The organism is Caballeronia sp. INDeC2 (genome assembly GCF_023631325.1).
Lineage (GTDB): Bacteria > Pseudomonadota > Gammaproteobacteria > Burkholderiales > Burkholderiaceae > Caballeronia.
In genome coordinates this window covers 113,340-128,697 of sequence record NZ_JALQDG010000011.1, presented here as the reverse complement: position 1 = coordinate 128,697, position 15,358 = coordinate 113,340, and the positions used below count along the sequence as shown (strand labels likewise).

At 63.4% G+C, this 15,358-nt stretch carries 18 protein-coding genes; 7 read left to right on the top strand and 11 right to left on the bottom strand.

The genetic code is table 11. The features are described 5' to 3' along the window. The first annotated feature begins 58 nt into the window (after positions 1-58). Both NCS28_RS09025 and NCS28_RS09020 read left to right on the top strand, forming a co-directional pair. Positions 59-790 carry an alanyl-tRNA editing protein gene (locus NCS28_RS09025; RefSeq protein WP_250513502.1) on the top strand — a complete coding sequence of 244 codons (732 nt, stop codon included), beginning with the start codon at positions 59-61 and terminating at the stop codon, positions 788-790. A 2-nt stretch (positions 791-792) separates the two neighbouring features. Further along, positions 793-1,371: a DUF924 family protein gene (locus NCS28_RS09020; RefSeq protein ID WP_250513671.1), complete on the top strand. Its 579-nt coding sequence runs from the start codon at positions 793-795 to the stop codon at positions 1,369-1,371. Between the two features lie 293 nt (positions 1,372-1,664). Here the strand turns inward: NCS28_RS09020 and NCS28_RS09015 are convergent, their stop codons facing one another. From NCS28_RS09015 to NCS28_RS08970, 10 genes are all read right to left on the bottom strand, one after another. Next, positions 1,665-2,411, bottom strand: a complete 747-nt coding sequence (locus NCS28_RS09015; protein ID WP_250513501.1) for an SDR family oxidoreductase — start codon at positions 2,409-2,411, stop codon at positions 1,665-1,667. 10 nt (positions 2,412-2,421) lie between these two features. Continuing rightward, positions 2,422-3,006, bottom strand: a complete 585-nt coding sequence (locus tag NCS28_RS09010; protein ID WP_250513500.1) for an LOG family protein — start codon at positions 3,004-3,006, stop codon at positions 2,422-2,424. Then, positions 3,007-3,744 (bottom strand): TetR/AcrR family transcriptional regulator, encoded by a 738-nt coding sequence (locus NCS28_RS09005; protein WP_250513499.1) that lies wholly within the window; start codon positions 3,742-3,744, stop codon positions 3,007-3,009. It abuts the gene before it with no gap. A gap of 144 nt (positions 3,745-3,888) precedes the next feature. After that, positions 3,889-4,443 carry a diacylglycerol kinase gene (locus tag NCS28_RS09000; protein ID WP_250513498.1) on the bottom strand — a complete coding sequence of 185 codons (555 nt, stop codon included), beginning with the start codon at positions 4,441-4,443 and terminating at the stop codon, positions 3,889-3,891. Further along, positions 4,440-5,471 carry a glycosyltransferase family 4 protein gene (locus tag NCS28_RS08995; RefSeq protein ID WP_250513497.1) on the bottom strand — a complete coding sequence of 344 codons (1,032 nt, stop codon included), beginning with the start codon at positions 5,469-5,471 and terminating at the stop codon, positions 4,440-4,442. The genes NCS28_RS09000 and NCS28_RS08995 overlap by 4 nt, the downstream gene beginning before the upstream one ends. Positions 5,472-5,501: 30 nt before the next feature. Next, positions 5,502-6,464, bottom strand: a complete 963-nt coding sequence (locus tag NCS28_RS08990; protein ID WP_250513496.1) for a UDP-2,3-diacylglucosamine diphosphatase — start codon at positions 6,462-6,464, stop codon at positions 5,502-5,504. A gap of 67 nt (positions 6,465-6,531) precedes the next feature. Next, positions 6,532-7,053 carry an RDD family protein gene (locus NCS28_RS08985; protein WP_250513495.1) on the bottom strand — a complete coding sequence of 174 codons (522 nt, stop codon included), beginning with the start codon at positions 7,051-7,053 and terminating at the stop codon, positions 6,532-6,534. Continuing rightward, positions 7,050-7,820 carry a DUF3106 domain-containing protein gene (locus NCS28_RS08980; RefSeq protein ID WP_250513494.1) on the bottom strand — a complete coding sequence of 257 codons (771 nt, stop codon included), beginning with the start codon at positions 7,818-7,820 and terminating at the stop codon, positions 7,050-7,052. The genes NCS28_RS08985 and NCS28_RS08980 overlap by 4 nt, the downstream gene beginning before the upstream one ends. 28 nt (positions 7,821-7,848) lie before the next feature. After that, complete coding sequence (locus NCS28_RS08975) at positions 7,849-8,301, bottom strand: DUF3619 family protein (protein WP_250513493.1); 453 nt, start codon at positions 8,299-8,301, stop codon at positions 7,849-7,851. Next, complete coding sequence (locus tag NCS28_RS08970) at positions 8,298-8,861, bottom strand: RNA polymerase sigma factor (protein WP_250513492.1); 564 nt, start codon at positions 8,859-8,861, stop codon at positions 8,298-8,300. Before NCS28_RS08970 ends, NCS28_RS08975 begins: the two co-directional genes overlap by 4 nt. A gap of 410 nt (positions 8,862-9,271) precedes the next feature. Here NCS28_RS08970 and NCS28_RS08965 point away from each other — a divergent pair, with 410 nt between their 5' ends. The 5 genes from NCS28_RS08965 to pssA all read left to right on the top strand — a co-directional run bounded on the left by NCS28_RS08965 (position 9,272) and on the right by pssA (position 14,340). Next, entirely contained in the window at positions 9,272-11,035 is a 1,764-nt protein-coding gene (locus tag NCS28_RS08965; RefSeq protein ID WP_250513491.1) for an acetolactate synthase 3 catalytic subunit, read from the top strand. Between the two features lie 108 nt (positions 11,036-11,143). Continuing rightward, positions 11,144-11,635: an acetolactate synthase small subunit gene (gene ilvN, locus NCS28_RS08960; protein ID WP_008341906.1), complete on the top strand. Its 492-nt coding sequence runs from the start codon at positions 11,144-11,146 to the stop codon at positions 11,633-11,635. A 66-nt stretch (positions 11,636-11,701) separates the two neighbouring features. After that, entirely contained in the window at positions 11,702-12,718 is a 1,017-nt protein-coding gene (ilvC, locus tag NCS28_RS08955) for a ketol-acid reductoisomerase (protein ID WP_061119684.1), read from the top strand. A gap of 97 nt (positions 12,719-12,815) precedes the next feature. Further along, a complete protein-coding gene (locus NCS28_RS08950) occupies positions 12,816-13,460 on the top strand; it encodes a phosphatidylserine decarboxylase (RefSeq protein WP_035510022.1) in 645 nt (214 codons plus the stop codon). Positions 13,461-13,473: 13 nt separating this feature from the next. After that, a complete protein-coding gene (gene pssA / locus NCS28_RS08945) occupies positions 13,474-14,340 on the top strand; it encodes a CDP-diacylglycerol--serine O-phosphatidyltransferase (RefSeq protein ID WP_250513490.1) in 867 nt (288 codons plus the stop codon). Between the two features lie 77 nt (positions 14,341-14,417). Here pssA and NCS28_RS08940 read toward each other — a convergent pair whose 3' ends face one another. Continuing rightward, positions 14,418-15,179: a glycine zipper 2TM domain-containing protein gene (locus tag NCS28_RS08940; RefSeq protein WP_250513489.1), complete on the bottom strand. Its 762-nt coding sequence runs from the start codon at positions 15,177-15,179 to the stop codon at positions 14,418-14,420. Between the last annotated feature and the right edge of the window lie 179 nt (positions 15,180-15,358).

The following is a 15,358-nucleotide window of genomic DNA, read 5'->3' as shown; positions in this document are numbered from 1 at the left end:
TGATGCATCATCGTCTGCGAATCGTCTTTAACTTTCCGCAAGACAAGGAATCGAAGTCATGAGCACACGCGCACTCTTTCGCGAGGACGCCTATCTGACGCGTTGCGACGCGACCGTCACCGCCATCGACGAGCAGGGCATCCACCTCGATCAGACCGTGTTCTATCCGCTCGGCGGCGGTCAGGCCGGCGACGCGGGCACGCTGACGGTCGCCGACGGCACGGTCATCGCGATCGCCGAGACACGCAAGGCGAAGTTCGAAGGCGCGACGCCGGATGACGCCGTGCATGTGCCCGCGCCGGGCCAGGAAGACGCGCTGGCGAAGCTCGCGGTTGGCGACACGGTGAGCGCGGAGATCGACTGGGCGCAGCGTTATCGGCGCATGCGGCTGCATACGGCGAGCCATCTGATCTGCGCGGTGCTGCCGTTTCCCGTCGACGGTTGCAGCATCACCACCGATTACGCGCGCCTCGATCTCGCGACCGTCGAGCCGATCGAGCGCGAAGCCGTCGAAGCGAAGCTGAACGCGCTGATCGGCGGGGCGCACGGCGTGCATACCGAATGGATCACCGACGACGAGATGGCCGCGCGTCCCGAACTCGTGCGCACGATGAGCGTGAAACCGCCGATGGGCCTCGGCCGCGTGCGCCTGCTGCGCATCGACGATGTGGATCTGCAGCCGTGCGGCGGCACGCATGTGCGCAATACCGGAGAGATCGGCGCGTTGCGCATCGCGAAGCTGGAGAAGAAGAGCGCGCGCACGCGGCGTCTGGTGCTGGAACTGGTGTGAGCGTGGATCCTCGCGCGCAGGCGGTGCTGGACTTCTGGTTCGGCGCCCCGGGTTCGGCGGAGTTCGGCACCGAGCGCAAGTTCTGGTGGAAGAAAAAGCGCGCGTTCGATCGCATGCTCACCGAACGATTCGGCACGTTGCTCGACGAGGCGCAGGCGGGTGGTTTGCGGTCTTGGGAAAGCGGGCCGCTTGCCACGCTCGCGCTCGTCGTGCTGCTCGATCAGTTCTCGCGCAACTGTCATCGCCATACGCCGCGCGCGTTCGCATCGGATGCTCGCGCGCTTGCTCTCGCACGAAAGCTGGTGGAAGCGGGCGACGACCTGCGCATGCCGAGCGCGTTCCATCGCGCGTTCGTCTACATGCCGTTTGAGCACGATGAAACCATCGAAGGTCAGCGCGAGGCGGTTCGGCTCTTCGAGCGGCTGAAAGACGATACCGGCGTCGATTCGATGCTGCGTTATGCGCGCGAGCATGCGGATGTCATCGAACGATTTGGGCGCTTTCCGCATCGCAACCGGATTCTCGGGAGACAGACGACGGCCGATGAAGAAGCGTGGTTGGCAGAGCACGGCGGCTTTTGAGAAATGGGCGCGGAACGGCGCGGCACTACTGAGCTGGAGGCCATCGGGCTGCGGTTCGCACCGCTTGAATCATCTGAGCGCTTTTCCTTCGAACATGCCGCGCTCAGCCACGCGGGGGCGGATCTTCATAAAGTCTTTGGCATTGCACGGCGCGTGGGGCCGGCCATTCAGTGTCGATCCGCCGACCCATTCACTATGCCGCTGCCTTGAAGATCACATTTTCGAGCCGCCCGTGATGAGAATGCTCGAGGCGCGCGGCTACCGTCTCGAATCCGTGCCAGAGCGCGCCTAAACTACCGCCCCCCCGTCACATCCAGAATCGCCCCCGTTACATACGAGGACGCATCCGACAACAGCCACACGATCGACTCGCCGACCTCATCCGCCGTGCCCGGACGGCCGATGGGCGTCGTCACGCCCAGCACCTGCGCGCGGTCGGGCTTGCCGCCGCTCGCGTGAATGTCCGTTTCGATCAGCCCCGGACGGATGGCGTTCACGCGCACGCCGTCACGCCCAAGTTCCTTCGCGAGCCCGATGGTCAGCGTATCGATCGCGCCTTTCGATCCCGCGTAATCGACATACTCGCCGGGACCGCCCAGCCGCGCCGCGGCCGACGATACGTTCACGAGCGATCCGCCCTTGCCGCCGCGCGATGTCGACATGCGGCGCGCCGCCTCGCGCGCGCACAGATACGCGCCGAGCACGTTGATGTCGAAGATGCGCTTCATGCGCGCGAGGTCCATATCCGCGAGCGCCGAGCCGGGCGCGACGATGCCCGCGTTGTTCACGACGCCGTCGAGCTTGCCGAAGGCTTTCTCGGTCGCATCGAACATCGCGATGATCGCGGCTTCGTCGCTCACGTCGCCGTGGATGGCGATCGCCTTGCCGCCCGCCGCCTGCACGGCCGCGACGGTCGCATCTGCGGCGGCCGCGTTCGACGCATAGTTCACGCCGACGGACCAGCCGCGCGCGCCGGCGAGCACCGCGGCCGAGCGGCCGATGCCACGGCTTGCGCCGGTAATCAGGATGACTTTGGACATGCGCTCTACCTCAGACGGCGTCGCGTTTTTCGGACCACTTGTCGTTCGCGGGCGGAATGTAGCGCGCGAGTTTGTCGATCATCCCGGCGGGTTCGGCGGCGACCTGGATCATGTCCAGATACGGCGCGCGCATGAAACCCTCTTCGACGGTATGGCGCAGCATCGCCAGGAGCGGATCGTAGTAGCCGTTCACGTCGAGCAGGCCGACCGGCTTCTGGTGATAGCCGAGCTGCGCCCACGTATAAACCTCGAAAAACTCTTCGAACGTGCCGACGCCGCCCGGCATCGCGACAAACGCATCGGAGAGATCGGCCATCTTCTTCTTGCGCTCGTGCATGTCGGGCACGACGTGCAGTTCGGTGAGATCGGTATGGCCGACTTCCTTCGCGAGCAGCAATTCGGGAATCACGCCGACCGCGCGGCCACCGGCGGCGAGCACTTCATCGGCGATGAGGCCCATCAGGCCGACACGGCCGCCGCCATACACGAGAGAGAGATCGTTCTGAACGAGCGCGCGGCCGAACGCCTTGGCCGCTTCCGCATAGACGGGGCGGGCTCCGTTCGAGGAGCCGCAATAGACACATACTGCCTTCATTTATCTGGAATCCTTTGTTTCTGTCTTCGATACGAGTTGCTGCGACTCGTCGCGCGGCGGCAGGAAATCTGCATACTCGCGCTTCGGCAGCTTACCGGAAACGAGATCGTCGAAGAGCTGGCGCGAGCGTCCGCGCAGATACGGCGCCATGATCGAGATGATATGCAGGCTTGCCTGATGCAGCTCGGCGCGGATCGCTTCCTGATCGTTGTACTTGCGCGGATTCATCACGTACTGGTACGAAAGCCAGTACGTGGCGATCACGCCGATGTTCGTCGCGATCACCTTGATCTCTTCGGGCGTCGCGACCATTTCCTGATCGGCCACGAGCGCCTCGCACAGCCGGCTCGCGAAGTGCACCTTGTGCGTGATGATCTGCTTGAAGTGCGTCTCGAGCGTGCGGTTGCGCGCGAGCAGGTCGTTCAGATCGCGATACAGGAAGCGGTAGGTCCAGAGGAAATCCGCCATGTATTGCAGATACGACCACATCTCGTCGATCGTCGGGCGATGATCGTCGGGAAAGCGCAGGCGCTTCTGAATCTGCTGCTCGAACTGCGCGAAGATGCTGTTGATGATGTCGTCTTTGTTGCGGAAATGGTAGTACAGGTTGCCTGGACTGATTTCCATCTCTTCGGCGATCGTCGTCGTGGTGACGTTCGGCTCGCCGATATCGTTGAACAACTTCAGCGACAACTCGAGTATCCGTTCGCGGGTGCGGCGGGGTGGTTTGGCTTCCATGTCGTCCGACCTTGGGATCGGGCCGCGTCGGCTCGGGATGAGCGTTCGCGCGGCCGCTTCCGTTGCTATTTTTTGAGAATGTCGGACGATTATAAACCGGTCGTTCGGCTGCACGGACGCGGGCTTCGCGCGCGGTGCTCTCCTTTATAAGATACGCGCGAGCCACGCGGATGCAAGCGGCCACAGAATCAGGCCCCACGTGATGACGCAAACGCCGAGCGCGACCATCACCGCCGCGCTGCCGAAATCCTTCGCCCGCTTCGACAGTTCGTGACGTTCGAGCGAGATGCGGTCGATCGCCGCCTCGACGCTGGAATTCAGCAATTCGACGATGAGCACCAGCAGCACCGACGCGATCAGCGCCGCGCGCTCCACCGGCGCGACCGGTACGAAGAGGCTGCACGGCAACAGGATCGCGGCGAGCGTCAGCTCCTGACGGAACGCGCTTTCCTCGCGGATCGCGACGCGAAAGCCGTAGAGCGAATTCTTCATCGCGTGCCAGGCGCGCGTGAAGCCGCGATTGCCCTTGTACGGATTGAAGGGCAGATCGTCGGGGCCGAGCGGCTCGGCCGGTTGCGCGGACGTATCGTCGATATCTTCGACGTCGTCGTCGAACGGATCGCGCGCGCGGGCCGCCGTGTACGTCCCGGCACGTGCATTCGCTTCGGCTTTCTCCTGCGCCACGGCGCGTCGCGTCATGCGGCCGCCCGGTCCGAACTGGCGGCGCGCGGCTCGAACTGCCGCAGATGCGAGGCGAACTGCTCCGACGCCGCGCGCCACGAAAAGCGCTCGGCCCACGCGCGGGCATCGGCGCGCTCGATCTTCAGCGCCTGCAGGCAGGCTTCGCGCAGATCGTCGTAGAGCGCGCCAGGGCCGTGTTCGCCGAGCACGTCGATCGGGCCCGTCACCGGATATGCCGCGACCGGCGTGCCGCAGGCCATCGCTTCGAGCAGCACGAGGCCGAAGGTATCGGTGCGGCTCGGAAAGACGAACACGTCCGCCGCGGCGTAGACCTTCGCCAGCTCCGGCTGCGACAGCACGCCGAGGTAATTGACATTCGTGTAGCGCGACCTCAGTTCCGCGAGCGCCGGGCCTTCGCCCGCGACCCACTTCGAACCGGGCAGATCGAGCTTCAGAAATGCCTCGACGTTCTTCTCGACCGCGACGCGCCCGACATACAGAAAGATCGGCCGCGCGGTGTTGAGCACCTTCGAGTCCATCGGACGGAAGATGTCGAGATCGACGCCGCGCGTCCACAGCACGACGTTGGTGAAGCCGTAGTGTTCGAGATCGCTCTTGACGACGGGCGTCGGCGCCATCACCGCCTGCGAGTGGCGATGGAACCAGTGCAGGAAGCGATACGTCATCGCGAGCGGAATGCCGAAGCGCGCCTTCACGTACTCCGGAAAGCGCGTGTGATAGGCGGTCGTGAACGGCAGCTTGTGACGCAGTGCATAGGAGCGCGCGGCGAGCCCGAGCGGGCCTTCGGTCGCGATATGCAGCGCGTCGGGCGCGAAAGCGTCGATTCGCCTGGCGACGCGCTGTCCCGGCAGCAGCGACAGGCGAATCTCGGGATACGTCGGGCAAGGAATCGTTCTGAATTCGAGCGGCGTGAGCAAGTCCACGCGATGACCGAGCGCGGTGAGTTCTTTCGTCGTTTGTGTGAGTGTGCGCACGACGCCATTGACCTGCGGCTCCCATGCGTCGGTGACGATCATGATTTTCATCGGGGATTCCTTATAGGCTTGGTGCGATGGCTAGACGGTCGCGCGTGCGCGCGTCGGGCGCGCTTCCGGCGAACGCATCACGGTCCAGTAGACGACCTTCAGTTCACCGTCGTAAGTCTCGACGAGCGCCGACAGACTCTCGACCCAGTCGCCGTCGTTGCAATAGAGAACGCCGTCGATGTCGCGGATCTCGGCCTTGTGGATGTGCCCGCACACGACGCCGTCGCAGCCGCGGCGGCGGGCTTCGTCGGTCATCACGCGCTCGAACTGCGAGATGAAGTTGACCGCGTTCTTCACCTGATGCTTCAGGTACTGCGACAGCGACCAGTAATTGAAGCCGAGCTTCGTGCGCACGCGATTGAACCAGCGGTTGAGCAGCAGGATCATCGTGTAGGCGGTGTCGCCGAGATAGGCGAGCCATTTCGCGTGCTGGATCACGCCGTCGAAGAGATCGCCGTGCACGATCCACAGGCGCTTGCCCGCGAGCGTCGTGTGGAACGCTTCGCCGCGCACGTGGATGTCGCCGAATGCGAGATCGCAGAACTGCCGCGCGGCTTCATCGTGATTGCCGGGGATGTAGACGACCTGCGTGCCCTTGCGCGCCTTGCGCAGGATTTTCTGCACGACGTCGTTGTGCGCCTGCGGCCAGAACCAGCCTTTGCGCAACTGCCATCCGTCGATGATGTCGCCGACGAGATACAGATATTCCGACTCGTGATGCCGCAAAAAATCGAGGAGATAGTGCGCCTGGCAGCCGCCCGAACCGAGATGGATGTCGGAGAGCCAGATCGTGCGATATCGATGCGGCTGGTCGGCTGAATCTGGCAGTTCGTCGCGATGAATGGGCGCGCCACCGGAAGCGGGCCCCGATGATTCGTTGGACTCCGATCGCAGTGCGAAGGGGCCGGTACGCTTGCTATGGTCGAAGCTGAAGGGAGAGGGCGGGTCGATCGCCGGGTGAACTGACGAGTTGAAGGCCATTGGCTCGCGCATCGGGTTTCGGTATGCGCATTGCGCCATGCGGCTGTGACCGAGCCGTGACAGTCACGAGAAGTTCTTATTACTTGGCGGGACGTTGAACCGCGACGATGCGCGTGCCGGCGAGGCGATCATGAAGGAATTGACGCGCCGGATCCAGCCACACGGCGGCGGCCCACAGCGCAACCCATGCCGCGAAGACGGCGAGCGTCTGCGGCACGGCGAGGGAAAAGAGCGGATGCAGCGCGAGCGGCGGCAGGAACCACAGCCACGCGAGCAGGTAGCGTGCGAAGGCGCGCGCGGGTTTGACGGGCTCGCCGTGCGCATCGACGACCTTGAGGCGCCAGGTTTTCATCGGCAGGGTCTGGCCGCCGTGCGTCCAGAAATACACGAAGTAGGCTGCGAGCACGATGCCGATCCACGACATTAGCCAGTTGTGATGTGTGAGGCCGTTACGTTGCTGCGTGAGCGTGCTGAAGAGATAGCCCGCGAGGAAGACCACGCCGAAGAGAATTACGCTTTCGTAGAGCATCGTCGCGAGGCGGCGGCGCAGCGCCGGCGCGCGCAGCGGATCGATGGTGATGACCGCGGGCTCGCCGCTCACGAGCCGTTGTACATCGAAGGCGCCTGCTGCGGCGATACGGGGATCGGCGTGGCCGGGACGATACTCGCGGCGTTCGGAATGGCGGGTTGCGTCGGCACGCCGGAAATGGGCGCAGCCGGTGCGGCCGCCGCGCCCGATCCGCCTTCCGCGTGTCCGGGAACGTGCCCTTGTTCGCGCGCGGTGACGAGGCGATTGATGTCCTTCACTTCGGTCTTGCCCGTGGGCGGTGCCGAGACGATGGTCGGACGGCGCACATGCTCGCTCGCGGCCAGCTTCTTCTTCTGCTCTTCGGAAAGCTTCTGATAGGCGTCCCACGCCTTCTCGCGCTTATCCGGCGGCACCGATTTGGAAACCTGATAATTCTCGCGCGCGACCTTGCGCTGGTCGGGCGTGAGGCGCACCCATTCCTCCATGCGCTGATGCAGATGCTTCTGCGCCTCCGGCGACATCCGATGAAACCGCGACGCGATCTTCAGCCACTTCTGCTTGCGCTCGTCGGAGAAAGAATCCCATTGCGCGGCGAAAGGTGCGAGCGCCGCGTGCTGCGCTTCGGTGAGACGGCTCCAGGAGAGCGGGCCGGTGGAGGATAGCGCGGAGAGGGTGGAGGTGTTCGAATCGGCGGTCGTGCCCGAACCGCCGCTCGGGGCCGCAGCGGACGAAGGCGGGGCTCCCGCGGTGGAATAAAAGCGCGGATAAGTCGCGGCGAACGCAACCAGACCCGCAATCGCGCAACCAAAGACAATCGCGAGACCGCGCTTGTAACTCACCCGAAGATTCCCCCGCTGTATTCAGTGCTTAATGGTTGCGCGTCAGATACGCGTTGAAACCGTGATCCAGATAGGCGTCGATCGGAAGGCTGTCGCTCATCATGGCGGCGTCGATGTCGGCGAGTTCCGCCTTGCGCTGCTGATCTTCCCAATAAGCGATGCCCGCCAGCCCGATGACGAGCGCCGCGAGCGGCCAAGCGAGGCCGAGCCCGCCGAGCCGCGCGAGCAGTCCCTTCGGCCGATGGTCGTCTCCGGCGCCGCCCGTGGTGTGCGTCGCGCCGGCGCCGGCGAAGGCCGGCGTGAACGCGGGCGCGGCGATCGCCACGGCCACTTTCTCCGGCTTCTTGCGCGCGATCGCGGCACGGCGCGCCTCGCGCAGCCGGTCGACGGCGGCAGCCGGAATATTCGACGTGTTTTCGTCCAATGCGCGCACGACCTTCAGCGCGAACTCGTTTTCCTTCGTTTCAAGAGCGGAACTCATAGCGTGATCCCTTTGGCTTTCAGGGCTTGTGCGAGAGCGTGCGTGGCGCGTGAGCAATGTGTCTTCACGCTGCCCTCGGAGCACCCCATCGCGGCGGCCGTCTCAGCGACATCCATGTCTTCCCAGTAACGCATGAGAAAGGCTTCCCGTTGACGCGCCGGCAGTTTCTGGATTTCCGCGTCGATCAGATTCAGCACCTGTTCGCGCTCCAGACGGTTCTCGCTGCTCTCGCTGCCGACCGCGCCGTCCTCGGATTCGAAGGTCTCGAGCGGGTCGAATTCGTCGTCGTCCGCGTTGCCGAAGGACGAGAAGAGGCTGACCCAGGTGTTGCGCACCTTCTGGCGACGGAAATAATCGTGCGTCGCGTTCTGAAGGATACGCTGGAATAAAAGCGGAAGCTCGGATGATGGGCGGTCGCCGTACTTCTCCGCCAGCTTGATCATCGCGTCTTGCACGATGTCGAGCGCCGCGTCGTCGTCGCGAACGGTGTACACGGTCTGCTTGAACGCGCGTCTTTCGACGCCCGCCAGGAAGTCGGCGAGTTCCTTGTCTGATGCCATCCGTTGGGGACCCGGCGCAACGAACTTGCGTCGAAAGGGATCGTGGAGTTCTAGGAAAACCTGCGAATCCTAGCAAAGTTTCGCGGCATCCGGAGAAATTGAGAGCTTTTGTTGCCACTTGCGACGTTCGACGGACCGAATGGCCGTGCATTCGACAGGTTGCGCTTGCACGCGGCTTTCATCCGTTCGAGCCGCGTGGTTGCCGCAATCGGCACAATCGGAAACTTTTTGCTTGACCCGCCGCGCGCGCCGCTGTTACATTTTCTGACTCGCATCATCAGTGAAATGTCTGCTTTGAGGCGAGCCCAAGAAGTTCGCCTGTCAAACCTAGACGCGCCGCTTGAACCCGAGCCACAAGCCCGGCAGAGAGCACCCGATCAATTTTTTGCCGAAAATTCGAAAGGTGATGAATGAACATGCCTAGCGCGGAATTCTCCACGTCGGATACCACACCCCCTCACGAAGCTGACTCCATCGGCGGCACCGTGCTCATGCGCGCGCTCGCTGACGAGAACGTCGAATTCATCTGGGGCTATCCCGGCGGCTCGGTACTCTACATCTACGACGAGCTGTACAAGCAGGACCAGATCCAGCACATCCTCGTGCGCCACGAACAGGCCGCCGTGCATGCCGCCGACGCCTACGCGCGCTCGACCGGCAACGTGGGCGTGTGCCTCGTGACCTCGGGCCCTGGCGTCACCAATGCCGTCACCGGTATCGCCACGGCCTACATGGATTCGATTCCGCTCGTCGTCATCAGCGGCCAGGTACCGACCGCGGCCATCGGCCTCGACGCATTCCAGGAGTGCGACACCGTCGGCATCACGCGTCCTTGCGTGAAGCACAACTTCCTCGTGAAAGACGTGCGCGACCTCGCCGCGACGGTCAAGAAGGCGTTCTACATCGCGCGTACCGGCCGTCCCGGACCGGTGCTGATCGACATTCCGAAGGACGTGTCGAAGGCGCCATGCAAGTACGAGCCGATCAAGAGCGTGTCGCTGCGTTCGTACAATCCGGTCACGAAGGGCCATTCCGGCCAGATCCGCAAGGCGGTGCAACTGCTCTTGTCGGCGAAGCGTCCGTACATCTACACGGGCGGCGGCATCATTCTCGCGGATGCGTCGCGCGAGCTGAACCAGTTCGCCGATCTGCTCGGTTATCCCGTCACCAACACGTTGATGGGCCTCGGCGGCTATCGCGCGTCCGACAAGAAATTCCTCGGCATGCTCGGCATGCACGGCACGTACGAAGCCAACATGGCGATGCAGAACTGCGACGTGCTGATCGCCATCGGCGCGCGCTTCGACGACCGCGTGATCGGCGATCCGAAGCACTTCGCGTCGTCGCCGCGCAAGATCATCCATATCGACGTCGATCCGTCGTCCATTTCCAAGCGCGTTAAGGTGGACATTCCCATCGTCGGCGACGTCAAGGAAGTGCTGAAGGAACTGATCGAGCAGCTTCAGCACGCCGAGCACGGCCCGGACACGCAGGCGCTCAAGCAATGGTGGGACGAGATCGAAGGCTGGCGCTCGAAGGATTGCCTCGCCTACGACCGCAAGAGCGAGATCATCAAGCCGCAGTACGTCGTCGAAAAGCTCTGGGAGCTCACCGACGGCAACGCGTTCGTGTGTTCGGACGTCGGCCAGCATCAGATGTGGGCGGCGCAGTTCTATCCGTTCAACAAGCCGCGCCGCTGGATCAACTCGGGCGGCCTCGGCACGATGGGCTTCGGCCTTCCGGCGGCGATGGGCGTTAAGATGGCCTATCCGGACGACGAAGTGGTCTGCATCACCGGCGAAGGCTCCATCCAGATGTGCATCCAGGAGCTCTCTACGTGCAAGCAGTACAACACGCCCGTCAAGATCATCTCGCTGAACAACCGCTATCTCGGCATGGTGCGCCAGTGGCAGCAGATCGAATACAAGAAGCGCTATTCCAGTTCGTACATGGACGCGCTGCCCGATTTCGTGAAGCTGGCTGAGGCGTATGGCCATGTCGGCATTCGTGTCGAAAAGACCGCGGACGTCGAACCGGCGCTGAAGGAAGCTCTGCGTCTGAAGGATCGCACCGTATTTCTCGACTTCCAGACCGATCCGACCGAAAACGTATTCCCGATGGTGCAGGCAGGCAAAGGCATCACGGAAATGCTGCTCGGCTCTGAGGATCTATAACGGCTTTGTCTCGCGAGGCTCGCGCGCGCCTGTCTTCACAAAAGACGAGCGCGGCGCGCGGGTTTTTCGAACGAACGCCTCTTCTGGACACATTCGGGAATCACGCACATGAAACACATCATCTCCGTTTTGCTGGAAAACGAACCGGGCGCGTTATCGCGCGTCGTCGGGCTCTTTTCGGCGCGCGGCTATAACATCGAAACGCTGACGGTGGCGCCGACCGAAGACAGTTCGCTGTCGCGGCTGACCATCGTCTCCATTGGCTCGGACGACGTGATTGAACAGATCACGAAGCACCTGAACCGCCTGATCGAGGTGGTGAAAGTGGTCGACCTGACAGAGGGCGCCCACATCGAGCGCGAGCTGATGCTCATCAAGGTCAGGGCGGTCGGCAAGGAACGCGAAGAGATGAAGCGCATGGCGGATATCTTCCGCGGCCGCATCATCGACGTGACCGAGAAGACCTACACGATGGAACTGACGGGTGCGAGCGACAAGCTCGACGCGTTCATTCAGGCGCTCGACGCCACGGCGATCCTTGAAACCGTTCGCACAGGCAGTTCCGGCATCGGCCGGGGCGAGCGGATCCTCAAGGTTTAACCAGCGATTCTTTTCTCCGCGGCGCGGAGATAGCCCACTTCATTTTTCAGGACTCAAGGAACTACCATGAAAGTTTTCTACGACAAGGACGCCGACCTCTCCCTCATCAAGGGCAAGCAAGTCACCATCATCGGTTATGGCTCGCAAGGCCATGCGCACGCGCTCAATCTGAAGGACAGCGGCGTGAACGTGACGGTGGGTCTGCGTAAGGGCGGCGCATCGTGGAGCAAGGCCGAGAACGCGGGCCTCAAGGTGAAGGAAGTGGCTGAAGCCGTGAAGGGCGCCGATGTCGTCATGATGCTGCTGCCCGACGAGCAGATCGCCGAAGTCTACAAGAAGGAAGTGCACGACAACGCCAAGCAAGGCGCGGCGCTCGCGTTCGCGCACGGCTTCAACGTGCACTATGGCCAGGTGATCCCGCGCGCCGATCTCGACGTCATCATGATCGCGCCGAAGGCGCCGGGTCACACGGTACGCAACACCTACAGCCAGGGCGGCGGCGTGCCGCACTTGATCGCCGTGGCGCAAGACAAGTCGGGCGCGGCGCGCGACGTGGCGCTGTCGTACGCGGCGGCGAACGGCGGCGGCCGCGCGGGCATTATCGAGACGAACTTCCGCGAAGAGACCGAAACCGACCTGTTCGGCGAGCAGGCGGTTCTGTGCGGCGGCACCGTCGACCTGATCAAGGCCGGCTTCGAAACGCTGGTGGAAGCGGGCTACGCGCCGGAAATGGCGTACTTCGAATGTCTGCACGAACTGAAGCTGATCGTCGACCTGATCTATGAAGGCGGCATCGCCAACATGAACTACTCGATCTCGAACAACGCCGAGTACGGCGAGTACGTGACGGGTCCGCGCATCGTCACCGAAGAGACGAAGAAGGCGATGAAGGCCGTGCTGAAAGACATCCAGACCGGCGAATACGCGAAGAGCTTCATCATCGAGAACCGCGCCGGCGCACCGACGCTGCAATCGCGCCGCCGTCTCACGTCCGAGCATCAGATCGAGCAAGTCGGCGAGAAACTGCGCGCGATGATGCCGTGGATCGCGAAGAACAAGCTCGTCGACCAGTCGAAGAACTAAGCGTCACGTTTTTTGCGCGATCGAAAGCCGTCCGGCAGCCCTGTGCGCCGGGCGGCTTTTGCTATCCTACGGTTTTTATAAAACACAGAACCCGTTCATGAACTATCCTCATCCGATCATTGCCCGCGAAGGCTGGCCGTTCATTGCCATCGCGGCTGTCGTCGCCATCCTCGTGCAAGCGATGGGCGGCTTCGGCTTCGCCTGGATCTTCTGGCTGATCGTGATTTTCGTCGTCCAGTTCTTCCGCGACCCGGCCCGCCCGATTCCGACCCAGCCCAACGCGGTGCTGTGTCCGGCCGACGGGCGCATCGTCGCGGTCGAAACCGCGCACGATCCGTACGTGGGCCGCGAGGCGCTCAAGATCAGCGTGTTCATGAACGTGTTCAACGTGCATTCGCAGCGCTCGCCGGTGGACGGCGCCATCACGAAGGTTCAATACTTTCCGGGCGCGTATTTGAATGCGGCCGTCGATAAAGCCTCGACTGAGAACGAGCGCAATGCGGTCGTGCTGCAGACAGCGAGCGGGCATACCGTGACGTCGGTGCAGATCGCGGGGCTGATCGCGCGACGGATTCTGTGCTACGTGCATGTCGGCGAGCCGCTCACGCGCGGACAGCGCTACGGCTTCATCCGCTTCGGGTCGCGCGTCGACGTGTATCTGCCGGTGGGCAGCCGCCCGCGCGTGTCGATCGGCGAGAAAGTTTCGGCTTCGTCGACGATCCTCGCCGAGTTCGCGGAATAACGCGGAGGACTCGATGGCGGCATTCAAACCGCGCCGTAACCGCGCGAACCCGACGCCCCCGCGCGCGTTTCGCCGCAACAAGGCCGCGCAGGACGTCGGCGCCGTGGAGACGCGTCGCGCGAAGCGGCAGCAGTTTCTGAGGAAACGTGGCATTTATCTGCTGCCCAACGCGTTCACCACGGCGGCGTTGTTCTGCGGCTTCTTCGCCGTCGTTCAGGCGATGAACGTCCGTTTCGAGATCGCGGCCATCGCCATTTTCGTCGCGATGGTGCTCGACGGCATGGACGGGCGCGTCGCGCGCATGACGCACACGCAGAGTGCGTTCGGCGAGCAGTTCGACAGCCTTTCGGACATGGTGTCGTTCGGCGTCGCGCCGGCGCTCGTAATGTACGAATGGGTCTTGAAGGACCTCGGGCGCTGGGGCTGGCTTGCGGCGTTCGTGTATTGCTCTGGCGCCGCGCTGCGGCTCGCGCGTTTCAACACGAACGTCGGCGTGGTCGACAAGCGCTACTTCCAGGGCTTGCCTTCGCCGGCCGCGGCGGCGCTGATCGCCGGATTCGTGTGGCTCGCGACGGATAATCGCGTGCCGCTCAAACTCGTGTGGCTGCCGTGGGTCGCGTTCGCGCTGACCATTTACGCGGGCGTCACGATGGTGTCCAACGCGCCGTTCTACAGCGGCAAGGCGCTCGACGTGCGATATCGCGTGCCGTTTGCGGGCGTGCTGCTGGTCGTCGTGGCGTTCGTGCTGGTGTCGTCCGATCCACCGGTCATGCTGTTCTGTCTGTTCGTGCTGTATGGCTTTTCGGGCTATATCTGGTGGGGCTATCTCGCGATGCGTGGGAGGCCGAATCCGGCACGGAGTTCGCAGCGGGAGCATTAGGCGTCGCATCACAGATGCGAATAAAAAGGCGGCAACCTGAGAGGGTTGCCGCCTTTTTGCTTTTTATCGAGTGTCGATCAACCCGCGACCAACGCCCCGTTCTGAATATGCACGCGCTGACCTTGCTGGAACGGCGGCGGGTTCTTATACGTGAAAGTGCGGGTATGGCCGTTTTCCATGCGCACACGCACCGAATAATCCGTCTCACTGCGCAGATGCTTTTCGACGGAGTTACCTGCCAGGCCGCCGCCGAGGGCGCCGAGCAGCGTCATCGCGGTACGGCCGCCGCCGCGTCCGAACTGGTTGCCGACGACACCGCCCGCCACCGCGCCACCGACCGCGCCGATCCCCGTGCCGTGGCCCTCCTGCTTCATGGCGGAGATCGCCTCGACGGTGCCGCAGGTCGAGCAATACGCGTGGTGCTGGGGCGGTTGCTGCGCATACGAAGGCTGTGCGGGTTGCGGCTGTGCCGGTGCTTGTTGCGCCTGCTGCTGGGCCGCTTGTTGCGCGGCGGCAGCCTGCTGTGCGGCCGCCTGCTGTTGTGCTGCCTGTTGCTGAGCCGCCTGCTGTTGCTGCGCGGCCGCGGCTTGCTGCGCCGGACTCGGCGCGGCGGAGTCGACCACCGGCTGCTGCGCGACCGCCGCCGCCTGCGTCTGCGGGCTCTGCGGCGAATTGCTCGATGCCTTCGGGAACAGTCCCGTCATCGCGGCGGTCGCCACGAGGCTCGCAACGATGACCGCGCCCGCTGCCGTCGCGACGAGCGGATGCAGGCGCCGCTGCGGCGGCTGAGAGCCGCCGGAGGAGGGCGACGTGCTGAGTTTGTTGGTTCCGTTATCCATTGTTGAACCTCCGTTCCGAGGCGAGACGCCGCTACCGATGTCGGCCGTTACAAATGATCCAAATACATTCTGGTCCAAACCGGAATTTTCCGCTTTTTCGACCTGTAACAATTTCCCCAACGCCGCGTGTATCGAGAAATAGCACGACCGGTGCCAGCGCTGGACAGCGCACGTCGACA